The following is an 18116-nucleotide window of genomic DNA, read 5'->3' on the forward strand; positions in this document are numbered from 1 at the left end:
TCAAACGCTAAGGGGATTACGAAGTGCTCGACGTCAACTTCTTCGACGAGCTGCGCATCGGCCTCGCGACGGCCGACGATATCCGACAGTGGTCGCACGGTGAGGTTAAGAAGCCCGAGACCATCAACTACCGCACCCTGAAGCCGGAAAAGGACGGACTCTTCTGCGAGAAGATCTTCGGCCCGACCCGCGACTGGGAGTGCTACTGCGGCAAGTACAAGCGCGTCCGCTTCAAGGGCATCATCTGTGAGCGCTGTGGCGTCGAGGTGACCCGTGCCAAGGTGCGGCGTGAGCGGATGGGCCACATCGAGCTGGCCGCGCCGGTCACCCACATCTGGTACTTCAAGGGTGTTCCCTCGCGCCTCGGCTACCTGCTCGACCTGGCTCCGAAGGACCTTGAGAAGGTCATCTACTTCGCGGCCTACATGATCACGCATGTCGACACCGAGATGCGTGAGCGTGACCTGTCGTCGCTGGAGGCCAAGATCTCCGTCGAGCGGCAGCACATCGAGCAGCGCCGCGACGCCGACATCGAGACCCGGCAGAAGAAGCTCGAGACCGACCTGGCCGAGCTTGAGGCCGCCGGAGCCAAGGGCGACCAGCGCCGCAAGGTCCGCGAGGGTGCCGACCGCGAGATGCGTCAGCTCCGCGACCGCACCCAGCGTGAGCTCGACCGCCTCGACGAGGTGTGGAGCCGGTTCAAGAACCTCAAGGTCCAAGACCTCGAGGGCGACGAGCTGCTCTACCGCGAAATGCGCGACCGCTTCGGCCGCTACTTCCGCGGCGGCATGGGCGCGCAGGCCATCCAGGAGCGTCTCGTCAACTTCGACCTTGAGGCCGAGGCCGAGAACCTCCGCGAGACGATCCGCAGCGGCAAGGGCCAGAAGAAGGCCCGCGCCCTCAAGCGGCTCAAGGTGGTCAGCGCGTTCCTCAGCACGCGCAACTCGCCCAACGGCATGGTGCTCGACTGCATCCCGGTCATCCCGCCGGACCTGCGCCCGATGGTGCAGCTCGACGGTGGCCGGTTCGCGACCTCCGACCTCAACGACCTTTACCGCAGGGTTATCAACCGGAACAACCGCCTCAAGCGTCTCCTTGACCTCGGTGCACCCGAGATCATCGTGAACAACGAGAAGCGGATGCTCCAGGAGGCCGTGGACGCGCTGTTCGACAACGGCCGTCGTGGCCGCCCGGTCACCGGCCCCGGCAACCGCCCGCTCAAGTCCCTGAGCGACATGCTCAAGGGCAAGCAGGGTCGTTTCCGGCAGAACCTCCTCGGCAAGCGTGTCGACTACTCCGGCCGTTCGGTCATCGTCGTCGGCCCGCAGCTCAAGCTGCACCAGTGCGGTCTGCCCAAGCAGATGGCGCTGGAGCTGTTCAAGCCGTTCGTGATGAAGCGCCTGGTCGATCTCAACCACGCGCAGAACATCAAGTCGGCCAAGCGCATGGTCGAGCGGGCCCGCCCCGTCGTGTGGGACGTGCTCGAAGAGGTCATCACCGAGCACCCCGTGCTGCTCAACCGCGCGCCGACCCTGCACCGCCTCGGCATCCAGGCGTTCGAGCCGCAGCTGGTCGAGGGCAAGGCCATCCAGATCCACCCGCTCGTCTGCACCGCGTTCAACGCGGACTTCGACGGTGACCAGATGGCCGTGCACCTGCCGCTGTCGGCCGAGGCCCAGGCCGAGGCGCGCATCCTGATGCTCTCGACCAACAACATCCTCAAGCCGGCCGACGGCAAGCCCGTGACGATGCCGACCCAGGACATGGTCATCGGCCTCTACTGGCTGACCACGCAGAAGGACGGCGCCGACGGTGAGGGCCGGGTGTTCTCCTCGATCGCCGAGGCGCAGATGGCCTACGACCGGCGCGAGCTGGACATGCAGGCCAAGATCCAGGTCCGGATCAAGGACGTGCCGCCGCCGCGCGGCTGGTCCGCGCCCGACGGCTGGGAGGCCGGCGACCCGTTCCGCCTGGAGACCACGCTCGGCCGGTGCCTGTTCAACCAGACCCTGCCGGCCAACTTCCCGTTCGTGAACTACCAGGTGGGCAAGAGGCAGCTCTCGGCCATCGTCAACGAACTGGCGGAGAAATACCCCAAGGTCGAGGTCGCCAACTCGCTCGACGCCCTCAAGGACGCCGGTTTCCACTGGGCCACCCGGGCGGGTGTCACGATCTCCATCGAGGACGTCGTCGCGCCGCCGAACAAGGCGTCGATCATGGAGTCCTATGAGCGCAGGGCCGACAAGGTCCAGCGTGAATACGAGCGCGGTCTGATCACCGACGAGGAGCGCCGCCAGGAGCTCATCGAGATCTGGACCCACGCCACGGCCGACGTCGAGACCGACATGGTCAACGCCTTCCCGGCGACCAACTCGGTCTGGATGATGGTCAACTCCGGCGCCCGAGGCAACAAGATGCAGGTCCGGCAGATCGCCGGCATCCGCGGCCTGGTGTCCAACACCAAGGGTGAGACGATCCCGCGTCCGATCAAGTCCTCCTTCCGCGAGGGCCTGTCGGTGCTGGAATACTTCATCTCCACCCACGGCCAGCGGAAGGGTCTCGCCGACACCGCGCTGCGCACCGCCGACTCGGGTTACCTGACCCGTCGTCTGGTCGACGTGGCGCAGGACGTCATCGTGCGCGAGATCGACTGCGGCACCGACCGCGGCGTCCCGCTGCACGTCGGTGAGCGTGACTCCACGGGCGTGCTGGTCAAGGCCGAAAACGCCGAGAGCAACGTGCACGGCCGCATCCTCGCCGAGGACGTCGAGGTCGACGGCAAGGTCATCGCGGCCGCGGGCGTCGACATCTCCGACATCCACGTCACCGCGCTGGTCGAGGCCGGCATCGAGACCGTCCGCACCCGCAGCGCTCTCGTCTGCGAGGCCAAGATCGGTGTCTGCGCCACCTGCTACGGCCGTTCGCTCGCGACCGGCAAGCTGGTGGACGTCGGCGAGGCGGTCGGCATCATCGCCGCCCAGTCGATCGGTGAGCCCGGCACGCAGCTGACGATGCGCACCTTCCACACCGGTGGTGTGGCGGGCGCGGACATCACCCACGGTCTGCCGCGTGTCCAGGAGCTGTTCGAGGCCCGCATCCCCAAGGGTGTCGCCCCGATCAGCGAGGTCACCGGCCGGGCACGCATCGACGAGACGGACAAGACCCGCAAGATCGTCGTCACGCCCGACGACGGTTCCGAGGAGATCGCCTACCCCGTCTCCATGCGTTCGCGTCTCCTCGTCTCCGACGGGCAGCGCGTGCAGGTGGGTGAGCAGCTCATCGCCGGTGCCGTCAACCCCAACGAGGTGCTGCGCATCCTCGGCCCCCGGGCCGTGCAGCTCCACCTCGTGGCCGAGGTGCAGAAGGTCTACCGCTCGCAGGGTGTGTCGATCCACGACAAGCACATCGAGATCATCGTTCGGCAGATGCTCAAGCGCGTCAACGTGCTTGAGTCCGGCGACACCGACCTGCTCCCCGGCGACCTCTACGAGAGGCCCCGCTTCGAGCAGGTCAACCGCCAGGTCGTCGCCGAAGGCGGCCAGCCCGCCTCCGGCCGTCCGGTCCTCATGGGCATCACCAAGGCGTCGCTGGCCACCGAGTCGTGGCTGTCGGCGGCCTCCTTCCAGGAGACGACCCGAGTGCTCACCGACGCGGCGATCCACGCCAAGTCGGACCCGCTGCTCGGCCTGAAGGAAAACGTCATCATCGGTAAGCTCATCCCGGCCGGCACCGGCATGCCGCAATACCGGAACATCCGGGTCGAGCCCACCGAAGAGGCCAAGGCCGCTATGTACACCGTGGGTGGCTACGACGGCTCCGCCGCCGACTACACCTTCGGCTCCGGCAGCGGCGAGGCCGTGCCGCTGGAGGAATACGACTTCGGTCAGTACAACCGCTAGTCACGTTAGGCACTGAACGCCCGGACCCCTAGGGTCCGGGCGTTTGGCTTTTCCCCACCAAGTACGGCGAAGCCACCCCGGCCCCGGGAACGCGACACCTCAGCGGGCAGGCCCTGCGGCCACGCCGGCCCGAGACCGGGTACGGCGAAGCCCGCCCCATGGCCGCGCACTCCTGGGCTCGCCGACACATTCGGCGAGCCCGGGAAAGCCAGGCCGTGCCGGCTTCGCAGGTACGGCGCTTTGCCGGGCATTAGGGAAGCAGGCCACCTCGGCCGCGAGTACGGCAAAGCCGCGGACGCCGCGCGCCGAGTGCGAGGGGTCGGCCCCCTTGGCTTCGCCGTACGGATCGGCAGGGGTTCGTGCCGCCCGAGCTGCGCCGGGAGGCGTCATGGGAGCGGCCGGGCGGGAGCTCGGGCAACCCGGCACGGTGCGCGGTTTGACGTGGCGGGGCTGGAACGGCACTCTTGGTCATGAGCAATCGCTCGCCGGGACGTAGCGCAGCTTGGTAGCGCACTTGACTGGGGGTCAAGGGGTCGCAGGTTCAAATCCTGTCGTCCCGACGGAAATGCCCTGAGGAGAAGTAATTCTCGTCAGGGCTTCCTCATTTTCTGAGAATCTCTGCTTGCCGCCTATGGAATCAACGCGCACGCACGAGCAGCTCTCGCGGCGCTCTCCAAGACGTTTTGATGCGCGTCGGCCCGTGTGCACCTAGCGCTTTCGGTGAGTTCGGCCGTTCGGTAGCCGTCCCGTCGGCTCGGGGTTCTTGCAGGTGAGGTGTTCGCGGCGTGCAGTGCCGTACTGGCCGGTGCTTGCGCGTGTTGCGGGCGGCATCGTAGGCATCCGGTGCCGGCATGGTGTTTCCGGCACGCCGACTGCGGTGCGGGTGATGCGCGGAAGGCTCCAGGACACGCCGCCGGGGCGCCGCGGCTGCCCGGTTACAGGTGATCAGCCGGACGGAGGTTCCGCCCCCGGAGGGATCGTGGGTGCGGACTGGCCCCCGAGGGCGCGGAGGACCGCCGCCTGTTCGGCGGTCGCGCCGGTTGCGCGGGCCTTGAGGGCGTCGTTCACGGTGAATCCGGCGATGACCCAGGCGGGGACCTCACTGCGGGGGATGCCCGCGTCCCACCAGCGTCGCATCAGGTCGAGGGCGTCGTGGCCGTGCTCGGTGAGGCCGGCGGCCTCGGCGGGGGTGAAGCCGATGGCGTGGTAGACCGCCGCCGCGGCGGCGGGGTCGATGCCGGTTACGGCCCAGGGGACGGCGTCGTGGCCCTGCCAGCCGGCGTCGAGATAGGCACGGGCGGTCGCGGCGGGGATGCCCGTTTCGAGGAGCGCGCGCATGGCCGCCGCCTGCTCTTCGGTGAGGGTGCTCGGCCTGCGGCGGCGGCGGAGGAGGTCGCGCCAGCGGCTCCGGGGGTGGGGGCGTTCCCCGGCGAGGTGTCGTTCTGCGGCGTCCGCGGGTGTGTAGCCGAGTTCGTGCCATCGCACGGCGTCCCGGGGCGTCATCCCGGCCCTCAAAGGCGGTCGCACTGTATACGGGGTGAGACCGGCCGTCCGCCACGCCAGGGCGTGATCGGGTGTGTAGACGCCGCTGTTGCGCCAGCGTTCGGCGGTGTCCAGCAGGAACCCGCCGTCGATCCAGCGGCGCGCGTCGGCGACGGTGAAGCCTCGTTCGGTCCACTCGTGGAGGTTCTCGGGTTTGGGGTCGTTGTCGTCGTAGTGGGCGATCGTCATGGTCTGTTCCCCTGGGTGGCGGTGGCGGGAAGGGCGATGCTGTGTGCCCAGTTCGGGGACGGTGTCTCGGCGCCGGGGCTCAGGTCGCCTGCGACGAGCCCGATCACGACGGGCACGGGTGGGCGGCTTTCCGGCCAGGGCGTCTGCCCGTCGGTGAGGACGAGGATCAGGTCGGGCCGCGGGCGAAGCGCCAGGGCGGCGGCGATGCCTTCGCGCAGGTCGGTTCCGCCGCCGCCGAGCAACTTGATGTCCTCGGTTCTCCGTACGGTTTGCACCGGGTGGGCGTGCAGGTCGCAGCAGATCACCCGCAGGCGTCGCCTGGGGCCGGTGGCGCGGGTGAGGATCGCGGTGATCTCGGTGAGGAAGCCGGTCAGCACGGCATGGGTGACGCTGCCGGAGGTGTCGACGATGAGCGCGATGCCGGGTGCCGGCGCGACCATCGCCGGCATGACGACACCGCCGGCGGCTGGACGCCGTGACGGGCGGCTGTACGAGAAGTCCACCCGGCCCGCGGCGCGGTGCGCGCCGCGGCGGATGAACGCCCCGAGTTCGGCGCGCCAGTCCACGGCCGGGTGGAGGCGTTCTCCGGCCCAGCGTCGCCATCCGCCGGGGACGGGGGTTCGCGCGGCGGCGCGTGCCTCGATGTCGCGGGCGACGGCGAGTTCGAGGATGTCTCGTTCGACGTCACCGAGCCCTCCGCCGGAGCCCTCGTAGGAGTGCTCGATCCCGTCCGCCGCGCCACCGCAGTCGATCAACTCGGTCAGCGCGCGGCCACCCCGCCTGTGCGCGGAGTCGATGATCTCGATCAAGGACAGATATTCCTCGGCCATGCGCCTCTCGGGCAGGCCGAGCGCCCGTGGTGAGATCACGCCGTCCGGCGTGGTCAGCCCGCTCGCTTCGAGGTCGTCGTTGACTTCGGCGTCGGCGGCCTGGTTCCAGCGATGGGCGAGCCCGCCCGTCTCTCCGGTGACGTGGGTGGTCGGCCCGCCGGCCGGGACCGGTGAGCGAGCTGCGTGGCGGCGGACGAGATGCCCGATGTGGTGCAGCAACCACCAGCCGATCTCCGAGGTGGGAGTGGCCAGAGCCGTGCCGGGATCGAGATGGACATTCCATCGGGTGTCCGCTGGAAACGCGCGGAACTCCGCGTCCGGGACGGGCTCTCCGGTCACCTCGTCCAAGTACGGTTCGAGGACGACCGGACGGAGCGCGAACAACGCGCTCGCCAGATAGGGCGCGCGGGCCGCGGCCTGCAACCTCGCCTCCGCGAAACGCCGCAGCACCTCGGGAGCGCGGTCTCGGGGGCTCACGGCATGAGTCCCGCGGAGCGCAGGACGGGGGCGAGGGCGAGCATCGAGACGGGCAGGCTCGCGCCCGCCGGGCGGTTCGCCGCCAGCGTCTGCGCGGAGGCCGCGGCCACGTCGGGTGTCGCCGCGGCGACCCGGGCGATCACACTCCACGCGCGCTCCCACGACGACGTGCTCCCGTCCGCGACCACATGAGCGACCAGCGAGCCGAGCAGGGCGTGCAGGCGGTCGGCCCGGTCCGGCAGGGGAGCGGCGGGGTCGTTCAGGAGGGTCTCGGGGGCGGGCAGGTCGAGGTTGCGCAACCAGGACAGCGCCTCGAACCCGGCCGCCTCGCCGACCGCGCCGATCACCAGCGCCGCGACCACGGCCTCGTCGCTGCCGTTCGCGGCACCCGCGGCGATCGCGATCGCCGCCATCTCCCAGGTGCGCGGGCTCGGCCAGCTTCTGCCCGAGCGCTCCGGCGTGTCCGGAACCACGAGCACAAGTTCGGGCCGGACCCGGAGGAAGGCACCGATCTGTGCCTTCGCCGCCGCGATCCGGGTGCGGGTGGGTGCGGCGACGAGGGCCGCGCCGGGCGCGCCGAACCCGTGGACGAAACCCTTGGCCACATCGTCCGCCGCGACCTGCCAGTCGAGATGCACCAACCGGTTCGCCAGAGGCGCCGACAACTCCCAGCCGTCGGCGGCCAGGCCCGGTGGGTTCGCCGCGGCGACGATGCGCACCCTGCCTGGAAGAACGAGATCTCCCACAGCGCGCTCCAGCACCACGCGCAACATCGCGGCCTGTACCGCGGGGGATGCCGTGGTCAGCTCGTCCAGGAACAACAAACCCGACTCCGCCGACGCCAGGCGTTCCGCCCATCGTGGCGGTGCGAACCACGTCCCTTCATCCCGGACCACCGGCAGACCGGAGAAATCGCTCGGCTCCCGGATCGAGCCGACGACCACCTCGACCGGCATCTCCAGCTGCCGCGCGAGCGCCACGACGGTGGAGGTCTTGCCCGTGCCCGGCGCTCCCCACAGCAGGACGGGAAGATTCGCCCGTATCGCCAACGCCAGGGCCGCACGCACGGTCTCGTTCTTCCTCATCGGGACTCCGCCTCCTGTCTGCGGGCAGCACAAACCGCCCACCTGTGTGTGCATTGATCCGGGGTGCTGCTCAACCATCCGGGGCCCGGCCGCCGGCGGGCATACATCGGGTACGGCAGAGGCCGGCGGCACCTGCGGCCGACCTGCTTAGACATATCGGGCGCTCGTTGCGAGGTCCGCTCAGGTCACGCGCTGGGCGCATGCCCGCCGTACTCCGTCCCCCGTGGATTGAAGCCGTCACGTCCGGAGCGACCGTCGGATCCGCTCCGGACGGGTCGGCTGCCCACCTCTATGCGGTCAACCATAGTTGACGAGCCTTATCCGGTCAACCAAGGTTGACTCGGGACGCCTGTGAGGCCGCTCGGTTGGACGGGTTACCGCTCGGTCGAGTCGATTCGGGCGGCGATCGAGTCGAGGAAGAGTTCGAGGCCGAAGGTGAAGTTGTTCAGGGCTCGCCGCACCGTGTACGACGGCGTGCCGTCGGAGGTCGCCGAAGACCTGGCGTCCGCGGCCGAGCTCGCCGCCGCCCTGCGCTCCTGAGGCGCCCGGGGGTGCTCACGGCGTTGTCATGGCTGTGCCGTACGTCGTGGTTGTCGAATTGTGATTGAAGCGGTGGGTGGGGAGGTGAGGGCGCGGAAAGCGAGGTTGCCGGGGGTGTGAATAGTCGGCCAACCGTAAAGATACGTATGGGGCCTGTCGTTGCCGGGCATGATTGGCGCGCAGGACTCGGCGAGAGCAGGTAAACTCGATGGGAGTCTATTGGTGGCCGGAGGAAAACCGGCCGCGGAGCCACGGCGCGATGTTGTGACTGCCAGTGTGGTCGCCCGGCACGGGTGATCAGTGGCTGCAACCGTTTTGACGTGTTGCGATGGGCTGGGTAGTCTTTCCCTTCGTGCCCGTGGCTTCATGGGCTCTCACGCGTGTGTTCTATGGGCCTCTGTCGCAGGGGGTTTGAGCTGGGCGCCGTGTGACTTCCCCAATAGTCCGGCTGGTGCCGGGTGTGGTCCGTCAAGTGCGCGACACGCCCGAGCGCGGGGGTCGGAGCAGAGGGAAGAACCGCAGGTCATGACACCGGCAGCACCTGCAAATGCATGTTTTTTCGTAGAACCGGCTAAGGCACGAAACGGAGACGCGGTGCCCACGATTCAGCAGTTGGTCCGAAAGGGCCGGCAGGACAAGGTCAGTAAGACCAAGACTCCTGCCCTCAAGGGGAGCCCGCAGCGGCGCGGCGTCTGCACCCGCGTTTACACCACGACCCCTAAGAAGCCCAACTCGGCGCTTCGCAAGGTCGCGCGTGTCAAGCTGACCAACGGCATCGAGGTGACCGCCTACATCCCCGGCGTCGGCCACAACCTGCAGGAGCACTCCATCGTGCTCGTGCGTGGCGGCCGCGTGAAGGACCTTCCCGGCGTGCGCTACAAGATCATTCGTGGCTCCCTCGACACCCAGGGTGTCCGGAACCGCAAGCAGGCCCGCAGCCGCTACGGCGCCAAGAAGGAGAAGAGCTAACAATGCCTCGTAAGGGTTCTCCTGGCCGTCGTCAGCTGATCGCCGACCCGGTCTACAGCTCGCCGCTGGTCACCGCGCTGATCAACAAGGTGCTCCTCAACGGCAAGCGTTCGCTCGCCCAGACGATCGTCTACAACGCCCTTGAAGGCTGCAAGGACAAGACGGGCAACGACCCGGTCGTCACCCTGAAGCGCGCGCTCGACAACGTCAAGCCCACCCTTGAGGTCCGCAGCCGCCGCGTCGGTGGCGCGACCTACCAGGTGCCGGTCGAGGTGCGCGCCGCGCGCAGCACCACCCTGGCCCTGCGCTGGCTGGTGCAATACTCGCGGGCCCGCCGTGAGAAGACGATGACCGAGCGCCTCATGAACGAGCTGCTCGACGCGAGCAACGGCCTTGGCGCCAGCGTCAAGCGGCGCGAGGACACCCACAAGATGGCCGAGTCCAACAAGGCCTTCGCCCACTACCGCTGGTAACCCCGGCGGGTTCGACGAGACGACGAGGACGCGAGAGAAGTGGCCACCATTTCCGCTCTTGACCTGGCAATGGTCCGAAACATCGGGATCATGGCCCATATCGACGCGGGCAAGACCACCACGACTGAGCGCATCCTGTTCTACACCGGCATCAACTACAAGATCGGTGAGGTCCACGAGGGCGCTGCCACGATGGACTGGATGGAGCAGGAGCAGGAGCGCGGCATCACCATCACCTCCGCCGCGACCACCTGCAGCTGGCTTGATCACACGATCAACATCATCGACACGCCCGGTCACGTGGACTTCACCGTCGAAGTGGAGCGCTCTCTGCGCGTCCTCGACGGCGCGGTCGCGGTGTTCGACGCCGTCGCCGGCGTCGAGCCGCAGTCGGAGACGGTGTGGCGGCAGGCCGACCGGTATGGCGTGCCCCGCATCTGCTTCGTCAACAAGATGGACCGCGTCGGCGCCGAGTTCCACCGCTGCGTCGACATGATCGTGTCGAGGCTCGGCGCGACCCCGCTGGTCGTCCAGCTCCCCTGGGGCGTGGAGTCCGACTTCAAGGGCGTCATCGACCTCGTGAAGATGAAGGGCCTCCTCTGGAGCGCCGAGGCGGCCAAGGGCGAGATGTACGACACGGTCGACATCCCGGCCGACCACGCCGACGCCGCCCGTGAGTGGCGCGACAAGCTCGTGGAGACCGTCGCCGAGCACGACGACGAGATGATGGAGCTCTTCCTCGAGGGTGTCGAGCCCACCGAGGAGCAACTCGTCGCCGGCATCCGCCGCGCGACCATCTCGGGCACTCTGAACCCGGTCCTGTGCGGCACCGCGTTCAAGAACAAGGGCGTGCAGCCCCTGCTCGACGCGATCGTCGCCTTCCTGCCCTCCCCGCTCGACGTGCCCGCCATCGAGGGGCACGCCGTGGGCAGCGAGGAGCAGAAGATCGAGCGCGCCGCCGACCCGAAGGAGTCCTTCTCGGCGCTCGCGTTCAAGATCATGGCCGACCAGCACCTCGGCAAGCTGACCTACATCCGTGTCTATTCGGGCACGATCGAGGCCGGCACGTCGATCGTCAACTCGACCAAGGGCAAGAAGGAGCGCATCGGCAAGATCTACCAGATGCACGCGAACAAGCGCGAGGAGCGCCCGTCCGCCGCAGCCGGTCAGATCGTCGCCGTCATGGGCCTCAAGGACACCACCACCGGTGACACGTTGTCCGACCCGGCCAACCAGGTCGTTCTCGAGTCGATGAACTTCCCGGCCCCGGTCATGAACGTCGCCATCGAGCCCAAGACCAAGGGTGACCAGGAGAAGCTGTCGACCGCGATCCAGCGCCTCGCCGAGGAGGACCCGTCCTTCCGCGTGTGGCGTGACGAGGAGACCGGCCAGACCGTCATCGCCGGCATGGGCGAGCTCCACCTGGAGATCCTGGTCGACCGCATGCGCCGCGAGTTCAAGGTCGAGGCCAACGTCGGTCGTCCGCAGGTCGCCTACCGCGAGACCATTCGCCGCGCGGTCCAGAAGGTCGAATACACGCACAAGAAGCAGACCGGTGGTTCCGGTCAGTTCGCGCGCGTCATCATCGACATCGAGCCGCTGGGCGAGGGCAACGACGGTTACGAGTTCGCCAACAAGGTCAGCGGTGGCCGCATCCCGCGGGAATACATCCCGTCGGTCGACGCCGGTGCCCAGGAGGCCGCCGAGTTCGGTGTCCTCGCGGGTTACCCGATGGTCGGCGTGAAGGTGACGCTGCGAGACGGCGCCTTCCACGAGGTCGACTCCTCGGAAATGGCGTTCAAGATCGCCGGTTCGATGGCCTTCAAGGAGGCCGCCCGCCGTGCCGACGCCGTGCTCCTTGAGCCGGTCGTCTCGGTCGAGGTCACGACGCCCGAGGAATACATGGGTGAAGTGATCGGCGACCTCAACAGCCGCCGTGGACAGATCCAGGCCATGGAGGACCGCTCCGGAGCCAAGATTGTTACAGCTCTGGTGCCGATGTCCGAGATGTTTGGCTACGTGGGTGACCTCCGTAGCAAGACCCAGGGCCGGGCCGTCTACAGCATGCAGTTCGACTCCTACGCGGAAGTGCCTCCGGGCATCGCCAAGGAGATCGTCGCGAAGGCTCGCGGGGAGTAGTCCCGCTTTCGGGCCCACCTAGGTGGGCCCGGGGGTGGCGCCCTAAGAGCCTGAGTTTAGAAAGTCAAGTCAGAATCTCTAAGGAGACAGAGCAGTGGCCAAGGCCAAGTTCGAGCGGAACAAGCCGCACGTGAACATCGGCACCATTGGGCACATCGACCACGGCAAGACCACTCTGACCGCGGCGATCACCAAGGTGCTTCACGACCGTTTCCCGCACCTCAACGAGGCGACCCCGTTCGACAAGATCGACAAGGCGCCCGAGGAGAAGGCGCGCGGCATCACGATCTCGATTGCCCACGTCGAGTACCAGACCGAGAAGCGCCACTACGCTCACGTGGACTGCCCCGGTCACGCCGACTACGTCAAGAACATGATCACCGGTGCCGCTCAGATGGACGGCGCGATCCTCGTGGTCGCCGCCACCGACGGCCCGATGCCGCAGACCAAGGAGCACGTGCTCCTGGCCCGCCAGGTCGGCGTGCCCTACATCGTGGTGGCCCTTAACAAGGCCGACATGGTGGACGACGAGGAGATCCTCGAGCTCGTCGAGCTTGAGGTCCGTGAGCTGCTCTCGGCTCAGGAGTTCCCCGGCGACGACCTGCCGGTCGTGCGCGTCTCGGCGCTCAAGGCGCTCGAGGGCGACGAGAAGTGGGCCGACTCCATCGTCGAGCTCATGACCGCCGTGGACGACAACGTCCCCGAGCCGGTGCGTGACACCGAGAAGCCGTTCCTCATGCCGATCGAGGACGTGTTCTCGATCACCGGTCGCGGCACCGTCGTCACCGGCCGTATCGAGCGCGGCATCGTCAAGGTCAACGAGACCGTCGACATCATCGGTATCAAGGAGAAGCACACCACGACCACCGTCACCGGTGTCGAGATGTTCCGCAAGCTCCTTGACGAGGGCCAGGCCGGTGACAACGTCGGTCTGCTCCTCCGCGGCATCAAGCGCGAGGACGTCGAGCGCGGCCAGTGCATCATCAAGCCGGGCACGACGACCCCGCACACCGAGTTCGAGGCTCAGGTCTACATCCTGTCCAAGGACGAGGGCGGCCGCCACACGCCGTTCTTCAACAACTACCGTCCCCAGTTCTACTTCCGTACAACTGACGTGACGGGCGTTGTCACTCTGCCCGAAGGCACCGAGATGGTCATGCCCGGTGACAACACCGAGATGTCCATCCAGCTCATCCAGCCGATCGCGATGGAGGAGAACCTCAAGTTCGCGATCCGCGAGGGTGGCCGCACCGTCGGCGCCGGTCGAGTAACCAAGATCGTCAAGTAGCACGACCGCGGAGCGGCGGTCGGCCCTCCAACTGGGGCCGACCGCCGCACCACGACGGGGCACAGTCATCGACCGTGTTCCAGGGCCACCGGGATCCGGGCCGTGATCTCGCAGTGGTTTCGACTCGCTTCGAAACACCTGCAAGATCACGGAAGGGGTTGGCCGGGGGCCACCCATAGCGGCAGTAGGCCGTACGAAGCTTTTACAGGACGACAGCGAAGGACACCGAGGCCATTATGGCGGGACAGAAGATCCGCATCCGGCTTAAGGCCTATGACCACGAGGTCATCGACAGCTCGGCCAAGAAGATCGTCGAGACGGTGACGCGGACCGGCGCCAAGGTTGCAGGACCGGTGCCGCTGCCGACCGAGAAGAACGTGTACTGCGTCATCCGCTCGCCGCACAAGTACAAGGACAGCCGCGAGCACTTTGAGATGCGCACGCACAAGCGGCTCATTGACATCATCGACCCGACGCCCAAGACCGTCGACTCGCTCATGCGGCTCGACCTCCCTGCCGGCGTCGACATTTCGATCAAGCTCTGAGGGAACGCACTGACATGGCTAAGCAGATCAAGGGCGTCCTGGGCAAGAAGCTCGGCATGACCCAGGTCTTCGACGCGGACAACCGGATCGTTCCGGTCACCGTGGTCGAGGCCGGTCCGTGCGTGGTGACCCGGGTTCGCACTCCCGAGCGTGACGGCTACGCCGCCATCCAGCTCGGCTTCGGACAGGTCGACCCGCGCAAGGTGAACAAGCCGCTCGGTGACTACCTGCGCAAGCACGACATCACCCCGCGCCGCTACTTCGCCGAGATCCGCACCGAGGACGCGAGCGAGTACACGATCGGCCAGGAGCTCCTGGCCGACACCTTTGAGGCCGGCCAGTTCGTCGACGTGACGGGCAAGAGCAAGGGTAAGGGCTTCGCCGGTGTCATGAAGCGGCACGGTTTCGGTGGTCTGGGCGCCTCACACGGCACCCAGCGCAAGCACCGTTCGCCCGGCTCCATCGGTGGATGCGCCACTCCCGGCCGCGTCTTCAAGGGTGTTCGGATGGCCGGCCGCATGGGTAACGAGCGCAAGACCATCCAGAGCCTGAAGGTCCACGCCGTGGACGCCGAGAAGGGCCTCATCCTGATCAAGGGTGCGATCCCCGGCGCCAACGGCAGCCTGGTCCTCATCCGCACCGCGGCCAAGAAGGGGGCCAGCAAGTGAGCACGATCGACGTTCTCGACGCGGCCGGTGCCAAGGCCGGCACGGTTGAGCTGCCCGACGCGGTCTTCGGCGCCAAGGTCAACATCCCGCTGATGCACCAGGTCGTCGTGGCCCAGCTCGCCGCCGCCCGCCAGGGCACGCACAAGGCCAAGACCCGCGGCGAGGTCAGCGGTGGAGGCAAGAAGCCCTACCGCCAGAAGGGCACCGGCCGTGCCCGTCAGGGTTCGACCCGGGCGCCGCAGTTCACCGGCGGTGGCGTCGTCCACGGTCCGGTTCCGCGCGACTACTCGCAGCGGACCCCGAAGAAGATGAAGGTCGCCGCCCTGCGTGGCGCGCTGTCCAACCGGGCCGCGGTCGGCCGCGTGCACGTGGTCAGCGGGCTCGTGACCGGTGAGACGCCGAAGACCAAGGCCGCGCTCGCCTCGCTCCGCAAGGTGACGCAGGCTCCCTCGGTGCTTGTCGTGGTCGACGCCGACGACGAGCTCACCTGGTTGAGCCTGCGCAACGCCCCCGAGGTCCACCTCCTGGACGCCGGCCAGCTGAACACCTACGACGTGCTGCTGCACGACGACGTGGTCTTCACGCAGGCCGCCTACGACCAGGTCGTCGCTCGTCTGACGGGCGGCAGCGAGAGCGCGAAGGAAGACGCCTGATGGAGAAGATCGCCGACCCGCGTGACGTCATCATCAAGCCGATCGTCTCCGAGAAGAGCTACGGCCTGATCGACGAGCACAACAAGTACACCTTCCTCGTGAGGCCGACCGCCAACAAGACCCAGATCAAGATCGCCGTTGAGCAGATCTTCGGGGTCAAGGTCACCGGGGTCAACACAATCAACCGGCAGGGTAAGCGCAAGCGCACCCGCCACGGCTTCGGCAAGAGGCCCGACACCAAGCGCGCGATTGTGAGCCTGGTTGAGGGCGACCGGATCGACATCTTCGGCCAGATCGGCTGAACCACCGCGTCCGTGGCTGCCAAGCCAGCAGATGGACGAGCGAGCAGCCCCTGATCCCTTGCGGATCGGGGAGGCGACCTCGACCGGTACGAAGGGGTCCGCCCGACCGCCAGGTCGGCGGACCCGATGACGACAAAGGATGAACGAAAAAGATGGGCATCCGTAAGTACAAGCCGACGACCCCAGGTCGCCGCGGCGCGAGCGTCTCGGACTTCTCCGAGATCACGCGCAGCACGCCCGAGAAGTCGCTGCTTGCCCCCTTGCACGGCAAGGGCGGTCGTAACGTCCACGGCCGTGTGACCGCTCGCCACCAGGGCGGCGGCCACAAGCGCGCCTACCGCATCATCGACTTCAAGCGGAACGACAAGGACGGCATCCCGGCCAAGGTCGCTCACATCGAGTACGACCCCAACCGCACCTCCCGCATCGCTCTGCTCCACTACGCCGACGGTGAGAAGCGCTACATCATCGCGCCGACCGGCATCAAGCAGGGTGACCGCATTGAGAACGGCCCCGGGGCCGACATCAAGCCGGGCAACTGCCTGCCGCTGCGCAACATCCCGACCGGTACCTTCATCCACGCGGTGGAGCTGCGGCCGGGTGGCGGCGCCAAGCTGGGCCGCTCCGCCGGGGCTCAGATCCAGCTCCTCGCCAAGGAGGGGCAGTACGCCACGCTGCGTATGCCCTCCGGTGAAATGCGCATGGTGGACGTGCGTTGCCGCGCGTCCGTCGGTCAGGTCGGCAACGCCGAGCAGGCCAACATCAACTGGGGCAAGGCCGGCCGTATGCGGTGGAAGGGTAAGCGCCCCACCGTCCGCGGTGTCGCGATGAACCCGGTCGACCACCCGCACGGTGGTGGTGAGGGCAAGACCTCCGGTGGTCGCCACCCGGTCAACCCCAAGGGCAAGCCCGAGGGCCGCACCCGCCAGGCGAACAAGCCGAGCGACCGCCTGATCATCCGACGTCGCAGCAAGAGGAAGAAGCGGTAGGAGCAGCCGAAATGCCACGTAGCCTTAAGAAGGGCCCCTTCGTGGACCACCACCTCATGAACAAGGTGGACGTCCAGAACGAGAAGGGCACCAAGAACGTCATCAAGACGTGGTCGCGCCGCTCCATGATCGTGCCTGACATGATCGGCCACACGATCGCCGTGCACGACGGCCGCAAGCACGTGCCGGTGTTCATCACCGACTCGATGATCGGCCACAAGCTGGGTGAGTTCGCTCCGACGCGGACGTTCCGCAGCCACGTCAAGGAAGACCGCCGCAGCCGGCGATAAGCGCCTTTCGAAGTAGTCAGAGGAGTAAGCGATGGAAGCCAGGGCTCAGGCGCGGTTCGTCCGCGTCACGCCCCAGAAGGCCCGCCGCGTGGTGGACCTCATTCGCGGGCTGCCCGCTTCGGAGGCGCAGGCCGTTCTGCAGTTCGCCACCCAGTCGGCGAGTGAGCCGATCTACAAAGTGCTCTCGAGCGCCATGGCGAATGCCGAGCACAACTTCAAGCTCGACCGTGACACGCTGGTTGTCAGCCGCGCGTGGGTGGACGAGGGACCGACGCTGAAGCGGTTCCGTCCCCGTGCCCAGGGCCGTGCCTATCGGATCAACAAGCGGACGAGCCACATCACTGTGATCGTCGAGTCCCGGCCCGAGGGTCAGGGCAAGCCGAAGGGAAGGACCCGATAGTGGGCCAGAAGGTTAACCCGCACGGGTTCCGCCTCGGCATCACGACCGACTTCAAGAGCCGGTGGTACGCCGACAAGCTGTACAAGTCCTACGTCGCCGAAGATGTCGCCATCCGCCGGATGCTGCAGCGCGGCAGCGAGCGGGCCGGCATCTCCAAGGTCGAGATCGAGCGCACGACCGACCGCGTGCAGGTGGACATCCACACCGCGCGGCCCGGCATCGTCATCGGCCGCCGCGGCGCCGAGGCCGACCGCATCCGCGGTGACCTGGAGAAGCTGACCAAGAAGCAGGTCCAGCTCAACATCCTTGAGGTCAAGAGCCCCGAGATCGACGCTCAGCTCGTCGCTCAGGGTGTGGCCGAGCAGCTCTCCAGCCGTGTCTCGTTCCGCCGCGCGATGCGCAAGGCGATGCAGTCGGCCATGAAGAGCGGCGCCAAGGGCATCCGGGTCCAGTGCTCGGGTCGTCTGGGCGGCGCTGAGATGTCCCGGTCGGAGTTCTACCGCGAGGGTCGCGTGCCGCTGCACACCCTGCGCGCGGACATCGACTACGGCTTCTACGAGGCCCGCACCACCTTCGGCCGCATCGGCGTGAAGGTGTGGATCTACAAGGGTGAGGCTCCGACCAGCCGCGCCGAGCGCGAGGCGGCCGCCGCCGGCGCCCGTGCCGCCGGCCAGCGTCGTGACCGCACCGACCGGCCGCAGCGCGGCCGCGGCGGCCGTGGCCGTGAGGGCGGAGGCCCCCGTGGCGGCGGTCGTGGCCCTAGGACCGAATCCACTGCGCCCGCTGGGGCGCCCGAGAGCGGCCCGGCGGAGCAGCCGGGTGCTGAAGGGAGCTGACC

At 67.7% G+C, this 18116-nt stretch carries 17 protein-coding genes and 1 tRNA gene; 15 read left to right on the forward strand and 3 right to left on the reverse strand.

Annotated elements, in window-relative coordinates; all coding sequences use genetic code 11:
• Positions 1 to 23 precede the first annotated feature (23 nt).
• Entirely contained in the window at positions 24 to 3899 is a 3876-nt protein-coding gene (locus tag Ssi02_RS04875) for a DNA-directed RNA polymerase subunit beta' (RefSeq protein WP_204021496.1), read from the forward strand.
• Positions 3900 to 4385: 486 nt separating this feature from the next.
• A tRNA-Pro gene (locus Ssi02_RS04880) sits at positions 4386 to 4459 on the forward strand.
• A 385-nt stretch (positions 4460 to 4844) separates the two neighbouring features.
• Here Ssi02_RS04880 and Ssi02_RS04885 read toward each other — a convergent pair.
• Genes Ssi02_RS04885 through Ssi02_RS04895 form a run of 3 tightly spaced genes read right to left on the reverse strand, consistent with a single transcriptional unit; the run spans position 4845 to position 8022 of the window.
• Positions 4845 to 5630 carry a hypothetical protein gene (locus Ssi02_RS04885; RefSeq protein ID WP_204021498.1) on the reverse strand — a complete coding sequence of 262 codons (786 nt, stop codon included), beginning with the start codon at positions 5628 to 5630 and terminating at the stop codon, positions 4845 to 4847.
• The gene (locus tag Ssi02_RS04890; RefSeq protein WP_204021500.1) at positions 5627 to 6937 is read right to left on the reverse strand and encodes a vWA domain-containing protein; all 1311 of its coding nucleotides are present in this window, start codon (positions 6935 to 6937) and stop codon (positions 5627 to 5629) included. The genes Ssi02_RS04885 and Ssi02_RS04890 overlap by 4 nt, the downstream gene beginning before the upstream one ends.
• The gene (locus Ssi02_RS04895; RefSeq protein WP_204021502.1) at positions 6934 to 8022 is read right to left on the reverse strand and encodes an ATP-binding protein; all 1089 of its coding nucleotides are present in this window, start codon (positions 8020 to 8022) and stop codon (positions 6934 to 6936) included. Before Ssi02_RS04895 ends, Ssi02_RS04890 begins: the two co-directional genes overlap by 4 nt.
• Positions 8023 to 8373: 351 nt before the next feature.
• On the opposite strand from Ssi02_RS04895, the gene Ssi02_RS04900 reads away from it, so the two are divergent.
• The 13 genes from Ssi02_RS04900 to rpsC all read left to right on the forward strand — a co-directional run bounded on the left by Ssi02_RS04900 (position 8374) and on the right by rpsC (position 18114).
• Positions 8374 to 8562, forward strand: a complete 189-nt coding sequence (locus tag Ssi02_RS04900; protein WP_204021504.1) for a hypothetical protein — start codon at positions 8374 to 8376, stop codon at positions 8560 to 8562.
• A gap of 594 nt (positions 8563 to 9156) precedes the next feature.
• A complete protein-coding gene (gene rpsL, locus Ssi02_RS04905; protein WP_204021506.1) occupies positions 9157 to 9531 on the forward strand; it encodes a 30S ribosomal protein S12 in 375 nt (124 codons plus the stop codon).
• Positions 9532 to 9533: 2 nt separating this feature from the next.
• Positions 9534 to 10004 carry a 30S ribosomal protein S7 gene (rpsG, locus tag Ssi02_RS04910; protein WP_204021508.1) on the forward strand — a complete coding sequence of 157 codons (471 nt, stop codon included), beginning with the start codon at positions 9534 to 9536 and terminating at the stop codon, positions 10002 to 10004.
• 90 nt (positions 10005 to 10094) lie between these two features.
• Positions 10095 to 12143, forward strand: coding sequence for an elongation factor G (gene fusA / locus Ssi02_RS04915; protein ID WP_373870081.1), 2049 nt, complete (start codon positions 10095 to 10097; stop codon positions 12141 to 12143).
• Positions 12144 to 12237: 94 nt separating this feature from the next.
• Complete coding sequence (tuf, locus tag Ssi02_RS04920) at positions 12238 to 13431, forward strand: elongation factor Tu (RefSeq protein WP_204021512.1); 1194 nt, start codon at positions 12238 to 12240, stop codon at positions 13429 to 13431.
• A 236-nt stretch (positions 13432 to 13667) separates the two neighbouring features.
• Positions 13668 to 13976 (forward strand): 30S ribosomal protein S10, encoded by a 309-nt coding sequence (gene rpsJ / locus Ssi02_RS04925; RefSeq protein WP_012887830.1) that lies wholly within the window; start codon positions 13668 to 13670, stop codon positions 13974 to 13976.
• 14 nt (positions 13977 to 13990) lie between these two features.
• Positions 13991 to 14644, forward strand: a complete 654-nt coding sequence (rplC, locus tag Ssi02_RS04930; RefSeq protein WP_204021514.1) for a 50S ribosomal protein L3 — start codon at positions 13991 to 13993, stop codon at positions 14642 to 14644.
• A complete protein-coding gene (gene rplD / locus Ssi02_RS04935; protein ID WP_204021516.1) occupies positions 14641 to 15297 on the forward strand; it encodes a 50S ribosomal protein L4 in 657 nt (218 codons plus the stop codon). Before rplC ends, rplD begins: the two co-directional genes overlap by 4 nt.
• Complete coding sequence (gene rplW, locus Ssi02_RS04940; RefSeq protein WP_204021518.1) at positions 15297 to 15599, forward strand: 50S ribosomal protein L23; 303 nt, start codon at positions 15297 to 15299, stop codon at positions 15597 to 15599. The genes rplD and rplW overlap by 1 nt, the downstream gene beginning before the upstream one ends.
• Positions 15600 to 15751: 152 nt before the next feature.
• Entirely contained in the window at positions 15752 to 16588 is an 837-nt protein-coding gene (gene rplB, locus Ssi02_RS04945; protein WP_204021520.1) for a 50S ribosomal protein L2, read from the forward strand.
• A gap of 11 nt (positions 16589 to 16599) precedes the next feature.
• The gene (rpsS, locus tag Ssi02_RS04950) at positions 16600 to 16878 is read left to right on the forward strand and encodes a 30S ribosomal protein S19 (RefSeq protein WP_204021521.1); all 279 of its coding nucleotides are present in this window, start codon (positions 16600 to 16602) and stop codon (positions 16876 to 16878) included.
• A 31-nt stretch (positions 16879 to 16909) separates the two neighbouring features.
• Complete coding sequence (gene rplV / locus Ssi02_RS04955; RefSeq protein ID WP_204021522.1) at positions 16910 to 17278, forward strand: 50S ribosomal protein L22; 369 nt, start codon at positions 16910 to 16912, stop codon at positions 17276 to 17278.
• Entirely contained in the window at positions 17278 to 18114 is an 837-nt protein-coding gene (gene rpsC / locus Ssi02_RS04960; protein ID WP_204021523.1) for a 30S ribosomal protein S3, read from the forward strand. Before rplV ends, rpsC begins: the two co-directional genes overlap by 1 nt.
• Positions 18115 to 18116 lie beyond the last annotated feature (2 nt).

The organism is Sinosporangium siamense, from assembly GCF_016863435.1.
In the GTDB taxonomy this organism is placed as follows: Bacteria; Actinomycetota; Actinomycetes; order Streptosporangiales; family Streptosporangiaceae; genus Sinosporangium; species Sinosporangium siamense.

Bases quoted from the DNA above. Each gene is read 5' to 3' on its own strand.
- Ssi02_RS04885 (WP_204021498.1), bottom strand. From the start codon at position 5,630: ATGACGATCGCCCACTACGACGACAACGACCCCAAACCCGAGAACCTC.
- Ssi02_RS04895 (WP_204021502.1), bottom strand. From the start codon at position 8,022: ATGAGGAAGAACGAGACCGTGCGTGCGGCCCTGGCGTTGGCGATACGG.
- rpsG (WP_204021508.1), top strand. From the start codon at position 9,534: ATGCCTCGTAAGGGTTCTCCTGGCCGTCGTCAGCTGATCGCCGACCCG.
- fusA (WP_373870081.1), top strand. From the start codon at position 10,095: ATGGCCCATATCGACGCGGGCAAGACCACCACGACTGAGCGCATCCTG.
- rpsJ (WP_012887830.1), top strand. From the start codon at position 13,668: ATGGCGGGACAGAAGATCCGCATCCGGCTTAAGGCCTATGACCACGAG.
- rplC (WP_204021514.1), top strand. From the start codon at position 13,991: ATGGCTAAGCAGATCAAGGGCGTCCTGGGCAAGAAGCTCGGCATGACC.
- rplW (WP_204021518.1), top strand. From the start codon at position 15,297: ATGGAGAAGATCGCCGACCCGCGTGACGTCATCATCAAGCCGATCGTC.
- rplB (WP_204021520.1), top strand. From the start codon at position 15,752: ATGGGCATCCGTAAGTACAAGCCGACGACCCCAGGTCGCCGCGGCGCG.
- rpsS (WP_204021521.1), top strand. From the start codon at position 16,600: ATGCCACGTAGCCTTAAGAAGGGCCCCTTCGTGGACCACCACCTCATG.
- rplV (WP_204021522.1), top strand. From the start codon at position 16,910: ATGGAAGCCAGGGCTCAGGCGCGGTTCGTCCGCGTCACGCCCCAGAAG.